The sequence below is a fragment of the Actinacidiphila yanglinensis genome (genome assembly GCF_900107965.1).
Classification (GTDB): domain Bacteria; phylum Actinomycetota; class Actinomycetes; order Streptomycetales; family Streptomycetaceae; genus Actinacidiphila; species Actinacidiphila yanglinensis.
Window position 1 is genome coordinate 26,977 of the sequence record NZ_FNVU01000026.1, and the last position, 16,674, is coordinate 43,650.

The window sequence follows — 16,674 nt, forward strand, 5'->3', positions numbered from 1 at the left end:
CAGCCCCCCGATCCGTGACACGGTCCTGCGGGATCGGCGCGGACGGGGTCAGCCCGGGCGGGTGACCCCTGAGCCGCGGGTGGGCCGGGGGAGGTCAGCAGCCGAAGAAGTGACGCGGGGGCCGCCGATCAGATGTCACGGAAAATGGCGTCGTCCGCGTCTGGCATGGGGCCCCACTGCATCCTCACGTAGGCAACGTGGCCCGTGTCCATCCTGAGCTTCCACGCCTCCCACTGATCCAGGTCGTGCTGGCAGAACCGCCTCAGCAAGGCCTTGAACTGCTCGAACTCCTCGTCGCTCAGGCGACCGTTCCTGTCTGACCCGTCAACCATGGCGCGAAGCTATCGCGAGGTCAGTGGGGCGGCTTCGGGCGGGAGCTGCCATGGAGCGAGAGATCGGGGCTCGTGGGCTTGCCGCGACTCGGGCACGCGCGATTTCGGCTTCGCTCCGCACGTACACGCACTTGCCCGAGGGGAGTGGCTGGCCCTCTGACCTGCGGAAATCTCAGTAACCGAAGTCCTGGGTCCACCAGGGGCCGCCGGTGCCGAAGTGGATGCCGACGCCGAGGGTCTTGTACTCGCAGTTGAGGATGTTCGCGCGGTGGCCGGGGCTGTTCATCCACGCGGTCATCACGGCCTGCGCGTCGGCCTGACCCATGGCGATGTTCTCGCCGCCCAGGTTGGTGATGCCGAGTGCCTTCGCCCGGTCCCAGGGGTCCTTGCCGTCGGGGTCGGTGTGGTCGAAGAAGCCGCGCGCGGCCATCTCGTCGCTGAAGTTCTGCGCGAGGGTGTCCAGCGAGGAGCTGGCGGTGAGCGGCTGGCAGCCGGCGGTGGCGCGCTGCTGGTTGACCAGGGTGAGGATCTGCGCCCGCGCCGAGCTGACCGCGTCGGTGACCGCCGCGCTCGTGGTCGGCGCGGAGGTGTGCTGCGTGATCGTCTTCACCGGGGTGGTGGGCGCCGCCGTGGTGCGGGTGGGAGTGGGCGCCGCCGCCTTCGTGGTGGCCGGGTGCGACGGCGAGGCCGCCCGGGTCGTCGAGGGTGTGCCGCCGGGCGTGGTCGTGGCGGACGAGCCGGGCGCGGCGGTGCTGGTGCCGTCGGAGCTCGGGCTGTTGGTGTCGGTGAGGGACGACGGCGTGCCGCCGGACGGCCCGGGTCCGGCCGCCTGGGTCGCGCCCCCGTCACCGTCGAGGTGGCCCAACTCGCTGCTCACCTCGGACAGCAGGCCGGAGGACGCGGCGACCGCTCCCACCGCCAGCGCCGCCGACGAGGCCAGCAGCCCCGTACGGACCGGGTGGTGCCTGCGGCGGCCACGGTGGCCGCGCGGCCCGGGCTGCGGGGCCGCGGGCTGGGCATGTCGGCTGTGACGCCCCATCGCCGCACTCCTCACTGCTCGCCTGAACTACTCCGAACGGGTGAAGCTGTTGCGGGGGACTGTAGCGAATGATGTGTGCGGCGGACGAGATCCGGAGGTCAACTGGCCGCGACCGGGCGGATCGCGGCGGGATAACGTGCCCTCATGAACGAGAATGTCCGGCTCACCGCGTGGGTGCGCGGCCGGGTGCAGGGCGTCGGATTCCGCTGGTGGACCCGGGCGACCGCGCTGGAGATCGGCGGCCTGGCCGGGTACGCGGGCAATCTCGGCGACGGCCGGGTCCAGGTGGTCGCGGAGGGCGCCTTCGACCAGTGCGAGCGGCTGCTGGAGTGGTTGCGGCACGGCGACACGCCCGGGCGGGTCGACGGGGTGACGGAAATCTGGGGGGTCACCCGGGGCGGATACGAAGGATTCGAGATCCGATGACCAGAACCCGTTGCCTTCCGGCGACCGACGTGCCAGGCTGCCCCCAAGCGGGGATGATCGCCAAGCCCCGACACACCACGCGGGCAGCCCGCGGCGCACAGTCGGCGCCGTGTTTTCCGAGGCGGACCCGGCGGCTGGGCTGTGATCGTGTTGACCGTCCCCCGTTTTGGTGAGACGCTGGAAGCCCCGCGCATCGTGGCACCAATGAATGATATGGAAGCCGCCACGACATTGAGCTTGTGCGGGAGTGCACCCCTCACCCACGACCCACCCGCCCCGGTCGGTCACTCAGCGTGGAGGACCATCCATCATGGCAAAGGCGCTTCTCGGTTACGTCGGCGGTCCCGACCCGCGACTCCTCGCCGAGATGCGAAGGCTTCAGCAGCGCGTCCAGGACCTCGAGTCCGAGCTGATCCGCATGCAGGCGGAGAACGACGCGCTGTCTGTCGCATCGCGTGAAGAGTCGCTGCTCAGCAGCATCGACGTCACTCGCGCGGAGCCCGCGCTCGCCTGATCCGGCGGGTGACGGGTCTTTTCCCACACCTCTCTTGCCGGACGGCGTCCTCGGGACCCGCCTGTCAGTCGGCTGCTGTCAGCAGACATCAACGGCCCTCAGCAGCCACCAGCACGCTGTCACTCGACTGTTCTCACCGCAGGACGGTGACGGCACGACGTCTGACCGCACGACATCACCCCGCGTATCATCGCGGCATATGACTGCGGCACTTCAAGGGACGCCTTCGCGGCGTCCCTTCGTCGTGTCCGAACCACCTGCTGTTCCGCTGCCCCGCCCTTCGCCTCCCCAAGGCCCTTCACGAGCCCTTCATCTGCTCTACGATCACCCGCTGCCCCAGCTCTACGTCTGATGTGCCCTGCACATTCCTCGGTGAAACCGCACCCGGCGGGTAGAGTCGACCGGCGTGCATCTCAAGAGCCTCACGCTGCGCGGCTTCAAGTCGTTCGCCTCCGCGACGACGCTGCGCTTCGAACCCGGAATCACCTGCGTCGTCGGGCCCAACGGCTCCGGCAAGTCCAACGTGGTGGACGCGCTGTCCTGGGTGATGGGCGAGCAGGGTGCCAAGTCGCTGCGCGGCGGCAAGATGGAGGACGTCATCTTCGCCGGCACCACCGGCCGCCCGCCGCTGGGCCGCGCCGAGGTGTCGCTGACCATCGACAACACCGACGGCGTGCTCCCCATCGAGTACGCCGAGGTGACCATCACCCGGATCATGTTCCGCAACGGCGGCAGCGAGTACCAGCTCAACGGTGACGCCTGCCGGCTGCTCGACATCCAGGAACTGCTGTCCGACTCCGGTATCGGCCGCGAGATGCACGTCATCGTCGGCCAGGGCCAGCTCGACTCCGTCCTGCACGCGGATCCGATGGGGCGCCGGGCCTTCATCGAGGAGGCGGCCGGCGTCCTCAAGCACCGCAAGCGCAAGGAGAAGGCGCTCCGGAAGCTCGACGCGATGCAGGCCAACCTGGCCCGCGTGACCGACCTCACCGGCGAGTTGCGCCGCCAGCTCAAGCCCCTCGGCCGCCAGGCACAGGTCGCCCGCCGGGCCGCCGTCATCCAGGCCGACCTGCGCGACGCCCGGCTGCGGCTGCTCGCGGACGACCTGGTGGCGCTGCGCGAGGCACTGCGCGCGGAGGTCGCCGACGAGGCCGCGCTCAAGGAGCGCAAGGACGCCGTCGAGACCGAACTCACCGCCGCCGTCCAGCGCGAGGCCCGGCTGGAGGAGCAGGTACGGGCGCTGACCCCGCGGGTCAACGACGCCCAGGCCACGTGGTACGCCCTGTCCCAGCTCACCGAGCGGGTCCGCGGCACCATCGGGCTGGCCGAGCAGCGCCACCGGCACGCGGTCGGCCAGCCGGCCGAGGAGCGCCGCGGCCGGGACCCGGAGGACATGGAGCGGGAGGCCGCCCGCATCCGCGAGCAGGAGGCCGAACTCACCGAGGCACTCGACGCGGCCGAACGCGCCCTGGAGGACACCGTCGGCCACCGTGCGGAGCTGGAGCGGCGGCTCGCCGAGGAGGAGACCCGGCTCCGAGCGGCGGCCCGGGCCATCGCCGACCGCCGGGAGGGCCTGGCCCGGCTGAACGCGCAGGTCAACGCGGCCCGCTCCAAGGCTGGTTCTGCCGAGGCGGAGATCGGCCGGCTCGCTTCGGCCCGCGACGAGGCCCGCGACCGCGCCGAGTCCGCGCAGGCCGAGTACGAGGAACTGCGCGCGCAGGTCGAGGGTCTGGACGCCGACGACACCGAGCTGGAGGCCCGCTTCGAGGCCGCCCGGTCCGCGCAGGCCGCGGCGGAGGAGGAGTTCAGCGCCGCGCGGGACGCCGCCACCACCGCGGAGCGCCGCCGCGCCGCCGTCGCCGCCCGCCGCGACGCGCTCGCCCCGTCGCTGCGCCGCAAGGACGGCACCGGCGCGCTGCTCGCGCGAGCCGGCACCCCGGACGGCCTGGCCGGTGTCCTCGGCTCGGCGGCCACCCTGCTGCGGGTCGCCCCCGGCTACGAGGTCCCCGTCGCCGCGGCCTTGGGCGTCGCCGCCGACGCGGTCGCCGTCACCGGCCCGGCCGCGGCCGCCGAGGCGCTGCGGCTGCTGCGCAAGGAGGACGGCGGGCGGGCGGCACTGATCCTCGCGGCGGCTCCGGCGTCGGTATCGGCAACGGGTCCGGCCGGGACCGCGGATGGGCCCGGACCCGGACCGTCCCGCTCGGGTGGCGACGCGGCGGTGCTTCCCGGTCAGTCGGCGGGGGACCGTACCTATGCCGGCGCCGACCGCGACCCGCAGCACGGCCGGGTGCCGGGACCGGCGGGTCCGGCCGCCCCGCCGCCCGCCGACCCCGGCGCCCCGCCCGCCGACGGCCGCGACCTCGGCCGGGTGCCCGGCCCCGCCCGGCCCGCCGGGACTGCCGGATCCGCGGGCCCCGAAACCGGTGCCGCACCGGGAGCGGCCCCGCAGGAAACCCGCCAGGCGCAGGCGGTCGCCGCACCCGAGGCCGCGGCCCTGCCCGGCCGGGCGCGCCACGCCGTGGAGTTGGTCGCGGCGGACGCCGACCTGCTGCCCGCGGTGCGCCGGCTGCTGCACGGGATTGTCGTGGTGCCGACGCTGGAGGACGCCGAGGCGGTGGTCGCCTCCCGCCCGGAGCTGACCGCGGTGACCGCGGAGGGCGACGTGCTGGCCGCGCACCTGGCGCAGGGCGGTTCGGCGAAGGCGCCCAGCGTCCTGGAGGTGCAGGCGCAGGTCGACGAGGCCGGCGCGGAGCTGGAGCGGCTCGCGGCGGAGTGCGAGGAGCTGGCGGAGCGCCAGCAGGCGGCCAAGGAGCGTCGCGCGGCGGCGTCGCGCGAGGTGGACGAGCTGGGGCAGCGCCGCAGGGCGGCGGAGAAGGCGAAGTCGTCGGTCGCGCAGCAACTCGGCAGGTACGGAGGCCAGGCGCGGGCGGCGGCGGGCGAGGCGGACCGCGCGGCGGCGGCCGTCGTACGTGCCGAGGAGTCGCTGGCCGCGGCGCGCGAGGAGCTGGAGGAGCTGTCGTACCGGCTGAGCGAGGCTCAGGAGGAGCCGGGCGAGGAGGAGCCGGACACCTTCGCGCGGGACCGGCTGGCCGCCGACGGTGCCAACGCGCGGCAGACGGAGATGGAGGCGCGCCTGCAGGTCCGTACCCACGAGGAGCGGGTCAAGAGCCTCGCCGGGCGGGCCGACGGGCTGGACCGGGCGGCCCGGGCCGAGCGCGAGACCCGGGCGCGGGCCGAGCGGCGCCGGGCCCGGCTGGCGTACGAGGCGTCGGTGGCGGCGGCCGTACTGGCCGGTGCGCGCGGGCTGCTGGAGTGCGTGCAGGTCTCGCTGGGCCGGGCCGAGGCCGAGCGGGTGGCGGCCGAGCAGGCCCGGGCCGAGCGGGAGGCCGGACTCGGCGCCGAGCGGCGGCGCGGCCGGGAGCTGAAGTCCGAACTCGACCGGCTCACCGGCGACGTGCACAAGGGCGAGGTGCTGGGCGCCGAGAAGCGGCTGCGCATCGAGCAGTTGGAGGCGAAGGCGCTGGAGGAGCACGGGATGGAGCCGGCCGGCCTGATCGGCGAGTACGGCCCCGAACTGCTGGTGCCGCCGTCGCCGCCTGCCGAGGGAGAGGTGCTGCCCGAGGACCCGGAGCACCCGCGCAACCAGCCCGTGCCCTACGTCCGTTCCGAGCAGGAGAAGCGGCTCAAGGCGGCGGAGAAGGCGTACGCCCAGCTCGGCAAGGTCAACCCGCTGGCGCTGGAGGAGTTCGCGGCGCTGGAGGAGCGGCACAAGTTCCTCACCGAGCAGTTGGAGGACCTGCGGAAGACCCGCGCGGACCTGCTCCAGGTGATCAAGGACGTCGACGAGCGGGTGGAGCAGGTCTTCACCGCGGCCTTCCACGACACGGCGCGGGAGTTCGAGGGTGTCTTCTCGCGGCTCTTCCCCGGCGGCGAGGGCCGGTTGCTGCTCACCGACCCGGACAACATGCTCACCACAGGTGTGGAGGTTGAGGCGCGCCCGCCCGGGAAGAAGGTCAAACGGTTGTCGCTGCTGTCGGGTGGTGAGCGCTCGCTGACCGCGGTGGCGATGCTGGTGTCGATCTTCAAGGCCCGGCCGAGCCCGTTCTACGTGATGGACGAGGTCGAGGCGGCGCTGGACGACACCAACCTGCAACGGCTGATCCGGATCATGGAGGAGCTCCAGGAGAGTTCGCAGCTCATCGTGATCACGCATCAGAAGCGGACGATGGAGGTCGCCGATGCCCTGTACGGCGTATCGATGCAGGGCGACGGTGTGTCCAAGGTGATCAGCCAGCGGCTCCGGGACGGTAAGCGAGCGACCGCGCCCGCCGTTTGATCGTTCACAAGGTGAACACATGAGCCGTGAGATCGATCGTTTCCCCGGGTGACATGTGCCACTGGCGAGCCGTTGCGGGCGTTCGAGGATTTTTGTGTTCGAAACTTGTATGCATATTCTCTGAACGTTTGCCCATACGTTCGAGTGGTGGCCGATACACCGTCGGCCAACACTGGAAGATCCGGACCCTCATGTGAGGGCTCACTGCCGAGCCCGAGGAGCACACCTTGACCAGCACCGCGCGAGCGACCGGGACATCGGGACAGGTCCCGCCGTCCAGCCAGCACCTCGGCCATGTCGTCTTCATCACCGCAGCCGCCGCGATGGGCGGCTTCCTTTTCGGCTACGACAGCTCGGTGATCAACGGCGCCGTGGAGGCGATCCGTGACAGATATGACATCGGATCGGCCGCGCTCGCCCAGGTGATCGCGATCGCGCTGATCGGCTGTGCGATCGGTGCCGCCACCGCGGGCCGGATCGCCGACCGGATCGGCCGCATCCGCTGCATGCAGATCGCCTCGGTGCTCTTCACCATCAGCGCGGTGGGCTCCGCGCTGCCCTTCGCGCTGTGGGACCTGGCGTTCTGGCGGATCATCGGCGGCTTTGCCATCGGCATGGCCTCGGTGATCGGCCCGGCCTACATCGCCGAGGTCTCGCCGCCCGCCTACCGCGGCCGGCTCGCGTCCTTCCAGCAGGGCGCCATCGTGCTCGGCATCGCGATCTCCCAGCTGGTCAACTACGGCATCCTCCAGGCCGCCAACGGCGACCAGCGCGGGCACCTGTTCGGCGTGGAGGCCTGGCAGGTCATGCTCGGCGTCATGGTCGTCCCCGCGGTGATCTACGGGCTGCTCTCCTTCGCCATCCCCGAGTCCCCGCGCTTCCTGCTCACCGTCGGCCGGGACAAGGAGGCCCGCGTGGTCCTCGCCGACGTCGAGGGCAAGGACATCGACCTCGACAAGCGCGTCACCGAGATCCGCACCGCGATGCACCGCGAGCACAAGGCGAGCTTCCGCGACCTGCTCACCTCCCGGCCCGGCCGGCTGCCGAACTTCCTGCCGATCGTCTGGATCGGTATCGGCCTGTCCGCCTTCCAGCAACTCGTCGGCATCAACGTGGCGTTCTACTACTCCTCCACGCTCTGGCAGTCCGTCGGCATCGACCCGACCAGCTCGTTCCTCTACTCCTTCACCACGTCGATCGTGAACATCATCGGCACGGTGATCGCGATGATCTTCGTGGACCGGGTCGGCCGCCGCCCGCTCGCGCTGATCGGCTCCGCCGGCATGGCCGTCACCCTCGCGCTCGAAGCCTGGGCGTTCTCCTCCAAGCACGGTGACACCCTGCCGAACGCCCAGGGCACCGTCGCCCTCGTCGCTGCCCACTGCTTCGTCCTCTTCTTCGCCCTGTCGTGGGGCGTCGTGGTGTGGGTCTTCCTCGGCGAGATGTTCCCCAACAAGATCCGTGCCGCCGCCCTGGGCGTCGCCGCCTCCGCGCAGTGGATCGCCAACTGGGCCATCACCGCGAGTTTCCCGAGCCTCGCGGACTGGAACCTCTCGGGTACGTACGTCATCTACACGTTCTTCGCGCTGGCCTCGATCCCGTTCGTGCTGCTCTTCGTGAAGGAGACCAAGGGCAAGTCCCTCGAAGAAATGGGATGAGATCACTTATCGCCAGCCCGCCCGGCCTTCGAGGGCCGGGCGAGGAGCCGGCCGCACAGGCCTGATACTGGGGGGGTTATGGAAACCGTCATCCTTGTCGTCGTCATTGCCCTGGTCGTGGTCCTCGCGGCCGGCGGGCTCGTGGTCGGCAGCCGCCGTAAGAAGAAGCAGCTGCCGCCCACGCCGCCGAGCGCCCCGACGATCACCAAGCCTCCAGCCGAACCGCACGTCGGGGACGAGGCCGTCACCCCGCGGGAGGAGCCCCGCAGGACCGTCGAGGAGGTCGAACTCCCCGGCGCGACCGCCGCGCCCGAGGCCCCCGAGGAGGTGGGGGTCCCCGAACAGGTCGTCATCGAGCAGCCCGAGCCGACCGCCGGGCGGCTGGTGCGGCTGCGCTCCCGCCTGTCCCGTTCGCAGAACTCCCTCGGCAAGGGCCTGCTCACCCTGCTGTCCAGGGAGCGCCTGGACGACGACACCTGGGAGGAGGTCGAGGACACCCTCATCACCGCCGACGTCGGCGTGACCCCGACCCAGGAACTCGTCGAGCGGCTGCGCACCAGGGTGCGCGTGCTGGGCACCCGCACCCCCGAGGAGCTGCGCGCCCTGCTGCGCGAGGAGCTCGTCGCCCTGGTCGACCCGAGCCTCGACCGGGAGCTGCACACCGAGAGCCACGAGGAGTCCCCGGCCGTCGTGCTGGTCGTCGGTGTCAACGGCACCGGCAAGACCACGACCACCGGCAAGCTCGCCCGCGTCCTGGTGGCCGACGGCCGCAGCGTGGTGCTGGGTGCCGCCGACACCTTCCGTGCCGCCGCCGCGGACCAGCTCCAGACCTGGGGCGAGCGGGTCGGTGCACGCACCGTGCGCGGCCCCGAGGGCGGCGACCCCGCGTCGGTCGCCTTCGACGCGGTCAAGGAGGGCATCGCCGAGGGCGCGGACACCGTGCTCATCGACACCGCCGGACGCCTGCACACCAAGACCGGCCTGATGGACGAGCTGGGCAAGGTCAAGCGCGTGGTCGAGAAGCACGGCCCGGTCGACGAGGTGCTGCTCGTGCTCGACGCCACCACCGGCCAGAACGGCCTGGTGCAGGCCCGCGTGTTCGCGGAGGTCGTGGACATCACCGGCATCGTGCTCACCAAGCTCGACGGCACCGCCAAGGGCGGCATCGTGGTGGCCGTCCAGCGTGAACTCGGCGTTCCCGTCAAGCTCATCGGCCTCGGCGAGGGGGCGGACGATCTGGCCCCCTTCGAGCCCGAGGCGTTCGTGGACGCGCTGATCGGGGAGTAACCGCATCGCGTACGCCGTGCGGCCCGCGCTGCGGTCGCGGGCACAGGTAAGGGGCGCCCACTCCACATGGGCGCCCCTTACCTGTGCCCGGGGGTGCGGGGGTGCGGCGCGAGGCGGGCGACGCCGTCAGCCGCGCGGGCGTCCTACGCGCACGCCCGCGCCCGGTGGGCCACGTACGCCAGGGTGCCCAGCAGGAGGCGTGCCTCCGGGAGTTGCGGCATCGAGTCCAGCCTCGGCTCGCGCAGCCACCGGACCGGGCCCAGCCCGCCGAAGTCCGACGGGGGAGCGGTGACGTGGTCGCCCGGGCCGAGGCAGCGCAGGTCCAGCCGGGCGTCGTCCCAGCCCATCCGGTAGAGCAGGTGCGGCAGTTCGGCCGCGGCACCGGGTGCGACGAAGAACTGCGCCCGCCCCGCCGGCGTCAGCAGCACCGGCCCCAGGTGCAACCCCATCCGCTCCAGCCGGACCAGCGCCCTGCGTCCCGGCGCCTCCGCCACGTCGATCACGTCGAAGGACCGCCCGGCCGGCAGCAGGACGGACGCGCCCGGCATCCGGTCCCACACCTGCGCGGCCAACTCCGGCCCGGCGCCCGCCGGTACCTCCGCCGCGGGGTCCAGCGGGTGCGCGCCCGGCTCCTTGCAGCGCGGCTCCCCGCAGGAGCACGCCGCGCCGCCGCGCGCGGCCCTGGCCCCGGGCACGACCGCCCATCCGCACAGCCCCGTGTACTCGGCGACCTTTCCGCACACCGCGGTGTGCGTCCTGCGGCGCGCGGAACTCCACACGCCGGGGAGCGCTGCCACCTTGGCGGCGCGCTGCACCACGGTCCGGTGTTGCCGCATCTCGCGCATGCTGCCGATCGTGAACACCATGACCCCTCCAACGGATCGCGCCCGCCGTTGGTTACGCACCCGCACGCGCCTGTCCCAGCGGCATGTGTCAAGTGAATCGCCAATGGGCGCGGTGGAGTTCATCCGAAGGGGTGGCGAATGGTGGCGTTTCCGCAATTGCGGTCGCCGGACGGGTGACCGTGGCACTACTTTACGTTTGAAGCAGAGGCGGGATGGGGGTGCGGCCGTGACCGGTACAGCGGACAAGCAGCCCAACGCGCAGTTGACCTCGTGGTTCTTGCGCAGCGGCTGGTCCAAGGGCGAGCTCGCGCGCCAGGTCAACCGCAGGGCACGGCAGTTGGGCGCCCACCACGTCAGCACGGACACGTCAAGGGTGCGGCGCTGGCTGGACGGCGAGCAGCCCCGCGAGCCCATTCCGCGCATCCTGTCCGAGCTGTTCTCCGAGCGCTTCGGGTGTGTCGTCCCCGTCGAGGACCTCGGGCTGCGCTCGGCCCAGCAGTCCCCCGCCGGCGGCGACATCGACCTCCCGTGGGCCGGCCCGCAGACCGTCCAGCTGATCAACGAGTTCTCCCGCAGCGACCTCATGCTCGGCCGCCGCGGCTTCCTCGGCGCCTCCCTCGCGCTGTCCGCCGGCCCGGCCCTGCTGGAGCCCATGCAGCGCTGGCTGGTGCCCACCGCGTCCACCCCGCAACCGGCGGCCGCGGGCCGCGACACCGGCCGCCCGTCCCGGCTGTCCGAGCAGGAGCTGCAACTGCTGGAGTCCACCGCCGCGATGTTCCGCGAGTGGGACAGCCAGTGCGGCGGCGGGCTGCGCCGCAAGGCCGTCGTCGGCCAGCTGCACGAGGTCACCGACCTGCTCCAGGAGGCGCACCCGGAGACCGTCGCCCGCCGGCTCTACCGGATCACCGCCGACCTCGCCGCGCTCGCCGGCTGGATGAGCTACGACGTGGGGCTCCAGCCCACCGCCCAGAAGTACCTGGTCCTCGCGCTGCACGCCGCGAAGGAGGCCGGCGACCGCCCGCTCGGCGCGTTCGTGCTGTCCTCCATGAGCCGCCAGATGATTCACCTGGAGCGCCCGGACGACGCCCTGGAGCTCATCCATCTCGCCCAGTACGGCAGCCGCGACGAGGCCGGCGCCACCACCCAGGCGATGCTCTACGCGCTGGAGGCCCGCGCCTACGCCAACATGGGCCAGGTCAACAAGTGCCACCGCGCGGTCCGGATGGCCGAGGACACCTTCGCCGACGCCCGCCCCGGCGAGGAGCCGGCCTGGATCAGCTTCTTCACCGAGGCCGAACTGCACGCGGAGAACGCGCACTCCTACCGCGATCTCGCCTACGTCGCCGGCCGCAGCCCGACCTACGCGTCGCTCGCCCAGCCCGAGATGCGGCACGCCGTCGACGGCTTCCGCGACGACCCGGTCCACCAGCGCGCCTACGCGCTCAACCTGGTCGGCATGGGCACCGTGCAGCTCCTGATGCGCGAGCCCGAGCAGGCCGCGCACTTCACGGACCAGGCCATAGGAGTCGCCAAGCGGGTGCGCTCCGAGCGGGTCAACACGCGCATCCGCAAGACCACCCACGTCGCTCTGCACGACTTCGGCGACGTCCCCGCGGTCGTCCAGCTCGCCGAGCGGCTTTCCGAGGAACTCCCGGAAGTCGCCGAGTCGGCATAAGGCGCAGCCGCTCTTCCTTCAGCGGTTTCGGTATCCTCAGCGGCCCCGGCGGACCCGGTACACCCGACAGACGCGGACCCGGTACAGCCGACGGACACGGTGCCGCCCCGCGCGGCCCGGCACCGTAAATCGGGTGCGGCCCATGCGCGTACGAACTTCCACGACGCCAGGCTGATCGTCTTCTTTCCCACCCGTATACATCTCTCACCGAACCTGCGGTCGGTTCATCTCGGCGTAACACGCGCGACTTCTTCGTCACGGTCGCGAAACATCGTGCGGCATCGGGTGAAACTCGTATCGACCAACCTCAAGGCCAATACCGGCCCACCCCTGCACCGCCCGCACGGGCCGTTCGGATGACGAGGAGACGCCGATGGCACCAGCCATCATCATGCTGGCCGAGAAAACGCCCCCGCTCGACCCTGGTAACACCGCGTTTCTGCTGCTGAGCTCCGCGCTCGTGATGCTGATGACACCGGGTCTGGCATTCTTCTACGGCGGCATGGTCCGCGTGAAGAGCGCCCTGAACATGCTGATGATGAGTTTCATCAGCCTCGGGATCATAACGCTGCTGTGGACCGGCTACGGATTCAGCTTCGCCTTCGACGGCGACAACGGCGGTTTCCTCGGCGGTACCAGCTGGCTGGGTCTGCGGCACATCGCGAACAACGACCTGTGGGGCGCGACCGGCACTCCGGTCTTCGCGTTCGCCGCCTTCCAGCTCATGTTCGCGATCATCACGCCGGCCCTGATCAGCGGCGCGCTCGCCGACCGGGTCAAGTTCACGGCGTGGTCGGTCTTCATCGCGCTGTGGGCGACCGTGGTCTACTTCCCGGTGGCCCACTGGGTCTGGGGCGGCGGCTGGCTGGCCAAGAAGGGCGTCATCGACTTCGCCGGCGGTACCGCGGTCCACATCAACGCGGGCGCGGCCGCCCTCGGCGTGATCCTCGTCATCGGCAAGCGGGTCGGTTTCAAGCGCGACCCGATGCGCCCGCACAGCATGCCCTGGGTGATGCTCGGCGCCGGCCTGCTGTGGTTCGGCTGGTTCGGATTCAACGCCGGCTCGGAGATCACCGCGGACGGCCTGGCGTCGCTGGTCTTCATCAACACCCAGATCGCCACCGCCGCGGCCATGATCGGCTGGCTGCTCTACGAGCGGTGGCGGCACGGCTCCTTCACCACCCTGGGCGCCGCGTCCGGCGCGGTCGCCGGCCTGGTCGCGATCACGCCGTCCTGCTCCTCCGTCAGCCCGCTCGGCGCCATCGCGGTCGGCGTCATCGCCGGTGTCATCTGCGCGGCGGCGGTCGGCCTGAAGTACCGCTTCAACTACGACGACTCGCTCGACGTGGTCGGCGTCCACATGATCGGCGGCATCGTCGGCTCCCTGCTGATCGGCCTGCTGTCCACCGGCCACGTGGGCGCGGACGTCAAGGGCGTCTTCTACGGCGGCGGATGGCACCAGTTCGGCATCCAGGCGATCGGGGTCTTCTCCGTCCTCGGCTACTCCCTGGTGTGCGCGGCGATCCTCGCCAAGCTCATCGACATGGCGATGGGCTTCCGGGTGCCCGAGGAGATCGAGATCAGCGGCATCGACCAGGCCGAGCACGCGGAGACCGCATACGACTTCACCGGGGTCGGCAGCGCTGTCCGCGGTGAGGGGATCTCGTCCGTCGCGACCAAGAAGGTGGACGCGTGAAGCTCATCACCGCCGTCGTCAAGCCGCACCGGCTCGACGAGATCAAGGAAGCCCTCCAGGCGTTCGGCGTGCAGGGCCTGACCGTCACCGAGGCCAGCGGCTACGGCCGCCAGCGCGGCCACACCGAGGTCTACCGGGGCGCGGAGTACACCGTCGACCTGGTGCCGAAGATCCGGATAGAGATCCTGGTCGAGGACGCCGACGCCGACCAGCTCATCGAGGTTGTCGTCAAGGCGGCCCGGACGGGCAAGATCGGAGACGGCAAGGTGTGGAGCCTGCCGGTCGACACGGCCGTCCGGGTCCGCACCGGCGAGCGCGGCCCCGACGCGCTCTGAGCCCCGGCCACCCCGAGCCGCGGCCTGACGACAACACAGCGGAGCACGAGTGACCGACAGCGTCGAAGCGCAAGGCCACGGTTACGCGGCGGCCCGGCTGCGCCTCCTCACCGAGGAGGAGCAGTCCGGGCCGCCGCGCCGTGCGGCCCTGTCCACCCTCACCGACCGATGGCTGGCCTCGCTGGCCACCGAGGCCGCCGCCGCGGCCGGCACCACCGACTGGGCGCTGATCGCCGTCGGCGGCTACGGCCGCGGCGAGCTGTCCCCGCGCAGCGATCTCGACCTGCTGCTCCTGCACGACTCCCCGAAGTCCGTCGCCGCCCTCGCCGACCGCGTCTGGTACCCCGTGTGGGACCTCGGCCTGGCCCTGGACCACTCGGTGCGCACCCCCGCGGAGGCCCGCGCGACCGCCGCCGACGACCTCAAGGTCCAGCTCGGCCTGCTGGACGCGCGGCACCTGGCAGGCGACGCCGCCCTCACCTCCGGCCTGCGCAGCGCGGTCCTGGCGGACTGGCGCAACCAGGCACCCAAGCGGCTGCCCGCCCTGCGCGAGCTGTGCGCCGAGCGCGCCGAGCGCCAGGGCGAACTGTCGTACCTGCTCGAACCCGACCTCAAGGAGGCCCGCGGCGGCCTGCGCGACGCCACCGCGCTGCGCGCCGTCGCCGCGTCCTGGCTCGCCGACGCCCCCCGTGAAGGGCTCGAGGAGGCCCGCTCCCGCCTGCTGGACACCCGCGACGCCCTCCACCTGGTGACCGGGCGCGCCACCGACCGGCTCGCCCTCCAGGAGCAGGACCAGATCGCCGACGCGCTCGGCCTGCTCGACGCCGACGCCCTGCTCCGCCAGGTCTACGAGGCGGCCCGCCGCATCTCCTACGCCTCCGACGTCACCTGGCGCGAGGTCGGCCGGGTGCTGCGCGCCCGCGAGTCCCGCCCCCGCCGCCGCGGCCTGCTCGGGCGCGGCCGGACACCTGCGTCCCAGCCCGCCGGGGAGCGGGTCCCGCTCGCCGAGGGCGTCGTGGAGCAGGAGGGCGAGGCGGTGCTCGCGCTGGCCGCCAAGCCCGACCGGGACCCCGTCCTGCCGCTGCGCGCCGCTGCCGCGGCCGCGCAGGCCGACCTGCCGCTGTCCCTGCACGCCGTCCGGCGGCTCGCCGCGGCGGCCCGTCCGCTGCCCGTGCCGTGGCCCGCGGAGGCCCGCGAGCAGCTGCTCACCCTGCTCGGCGCGGGCGAGTCCACCGTGCCGGTCTGGGAGGCCCTGGAGGCCGAGGGGCTGGTCACCCGGCTCATCCCCGACTGGGAGCGGGTCCGCTGCCGCCCGCAGCGCAACGCGGTGCACCGGTTCACCGTCGACCGGCACCTGGTGGAGGCCGCCGTCCAGGCGTCCGGCCTGACCCGCCGGGTCGGCCGCCCCGACCTGCTGCTGACCGCGGCCCTCCTGCACGACATGGGCAAGGGCTGGCCCGGCGACCACAGCGCGGCCGGTGAGGTGATCGCCCGCGACGTCGCCACCCGGATCGGTTTCGGCCCTGCCGACGTCGACACCGTCGCCCTGCTGGTGCGGCACCATCTGCTGCTGATCGACACGGCCACCCGGCGCGACCTGGACGACCCCGAGACCGTACGCATGGTCGCCGAGGCCGTCCGGGACACCTCCACGCTCGAACTGCTCGCCGCCCTCACCGAGGCCGACGCGCTGGCCACCGGCCCGGCCGCGTGGAGCACCTGGCGCGCCTCCCTCCTGGCCGACCTGGTCGAGCGCGTCGCCGGGGCGCTGGACACCGGTTCCCTGCCCGAGACCGGCGACAGCGCGCCCACCGCCGAGGAGGAGCGGCTGGCGATCGAGGCCGCCCGCATCGGCGGCCCCGTGCTGGCCCTGCACGCCCACGCCGAGCCGGAACCCGAGGGCGAGGCGCAGCACGAGGCGCTGGGCGTCGAGCTGCTCGTGGCGGTGCCCGACCGGCCCGGGCTGCTCGCCCAGGCGGCCGGCGTGCTCGCGCTGCACCGGCTCACCGTCCGGGCCGCCGACCTGCGGTCGGTCGACCCGGTGGGGGAGGGCCAGGTGGCGCTGCTGAGCTGGCGGGTGTCCGCGGAGTATGGCGCGCTGCCGGAGGCGGCCCGGCTGCGCGCCGACCTGGCCCGCGCCTTCGACGGCTCCCTGGACATCGAGGCGCGGCTGGCCGAGCGCGAGTCCGCCTACCCGCGGCGCCGGGGCATCGTGCCGCCGCCGCCCCGGGCCAGCATCGCCCCCGGGCACACCTCGCAGACCGCCACGGTCCTGGAGGTGCGGGCGCACGACGCCCCGGGGCTGCTGCACCGGATCGGCCTCGCGCTGACCGCGACCGCCGTCACCGTGCGCTCGGCGCACATCTCCACCCTGGGCGCCAACGCGGTCGACGCCTTCTACCTCGTCGGCAAGGACGGCAACCCGCTGCCCGCGGCCCGCGCCGCCGAGGTGGCCAAGCAGGTGGAGGCGGCCCTGCGGTGAGCGCGATTCCAGCCGTCGGTGCCCGGGCATCCCGGCCCGGGCCGCTGTC

Annotated in this window: 12 protein-coding genes; 9 read left to right on the forward strand and 3 right to left on the reverse strand. The window is 72.5% G+C overall.

The annotated features are described in order from the left end of the window. Positions 1-128: 128 nt before the first annotated feature. The gene (locus C4U44_RS36340) at positions 129-332 is read right to left on the reverse strand and encodes a hypothetical protein (RefSeq protein WP_103890371.1); all 204 of its coding nucleotides are present in this window, start codon (positions 330-332) and stop codon (positions 129-131) included. A gap of 172 nt (positions 333-504) precedes the next feature. Beyond that, positions 505-1,371 carry a CAP domain-containing protein gene (locus tag C4U44_RS36345; protein WP_103890372.1) on the reverse strand — a complete coding sequence of 289 codons (867 nt, stop codon included), beginning with the start codon at positions 1,369-1,371 and terminating at the stop codon, positions 505-507. Positions 1,372-1,515: 144 nt separating this feature from the next. Between C4U44_RS36345 and C4U44_RS36350 the strand changes: the two genes are divergently transcribed. The 5 genes from C4U44_RS36350 (at position 1,516) to ftsY (ending at position 9,592) form a co-directional block, all read left to right on the forward strand. Next, positions 1,516-1,797 (forward strand): acylphosphatase, encoded by a 282-nt coding sequence (locus tag C4U44_RS36350; protein WP_103890373.1) that lies wholly within the window; start codon positions 1,516-1,518, stop codon positions 1,795-1,797. Between the two features lie 310 nt (positions 1,798-2,107). After that, positions 2,108-2,311 (forward strand): hypothetical protein, encoded by a 204-nt coding sequence (locus tag C4U44_RS36355; protein WP_103890374.1) that lies wholly within the window; start codon positions 2,108-2,110, stop codon positions 2,309-2,311. 406 nt (positions 2,312-2,717) lie between these two features. Then, positions 2,718-6,647: an AAA family ATPase gene (locus C4U44_RS36360; RefSeq protein ID WP_103890375.1), complete on the forward strand. Its 3,930-nt coding sequence runs from the start codon at positions 2,718-2,720 to the stop codon at positions 6,645-6,647. A 227-nt stretch (positions 6,648-6,874) separates the two neighbouring features. Further along, positions 6,875-8,305, forward strand: coding sequence for a sugar porter family MFS transporter (locus C4U44_RS36365; protein ID WP_103890376.1), 1,431 nt, complete (start codon positions 6,875-6,877; stop codon positions 8,303-8,305). Between the two features lie 78 nt (positions 8,306-8,383). Further along, positions 8,384-9,592, forward strand: coding sequence for a signal recognition particle-docking protein FtsY (ftsY, locus tag C4U44_RS36370; protein WP_103890377.1), 1,209 nt, complete (start codon positions 8,384-8,386; stop codon positions 9,590-9,592). Positions 9,593-9,735: 143 nt separating this feature from the next. Here ftsY and C4U44_RS36375 read toward each other — a convergent pair whose 3' ends face one another. Further along, positions 9,736-10,458 (reverse strand): bifunctional DNA primase/polymerase, encoded by a 723-nt coding sequence (locus tag C4U44_RS36375; RefSeq protein WP_103890378.1) that lies wholly within the window; start codon positions 10,456-10,458, stop codon positions 9,736-9,738. A 205-nt stretch (positions 10,459-10,663) separates the two neighbouring features. Here C4U44_RS36375 and nsdA point away from each other — a divergent pair, with 205 nt between their 5' ends. The 4 genes from nsdA to C4U44_RS36395 all read left to right on the forward strand — a co-directional run bounded on the left by nsdA (position 10,664) and on the right by C4U44_RS36395 (position 16,625). Further along, the gene (gene nsdA, locus C4U44_RS36380; RefSeq protein WP_103890379.1) at positions 10,664-12,112 is read left to right on the forward strand and encodes a transcriptional repressor NsdA; all 1,449 of its coding nucleotides are present in this window, start codon (positions 10,664-10,666) and stop codon (positions 12,110-12,112) included. Between the two features lie 373 nt (positions 12,113-12,485). Continuing rightward, entirely contained in the window at positions 12,486-13,808 is a 1,323-nt protein-coding gene (locus C4U44_RS36385; protein WP_103890380.1) for an ammonium transporter, read from the forward strand. Further along, positions 13,805-14,143: a P-II family nitrogen regulator gene (locus C4U44_RS36390; protein WP_093787538.1), complete on the forward strand. Its 339-nt coding sequence runs from the start codon at positions 13,805-13,807 to the stop codon at positions 14,141-14,143. The genes C4U44_RS36385 and C4U44_RS36390 overlap by 4 nt, the downstream gene beginning before the upstream one ends. A 49-nt stretch (positions 14,144-14,192) precedes the next feature. Next, the gene (locus tag C4U44_RS36395; protein ID WP_103890381.1) at positions 14,193-16,625 is read left to right on the forward strand and encodes a [protein-PII] uridylyltransferase; all 2,433 of its coding nucleotides are present in this window, start codon (positions 14,193-14,195) and stop codon (positions 16,623-16,625) included. Positions 16,626-16,674: the final 49 nt, after the last annotated feature.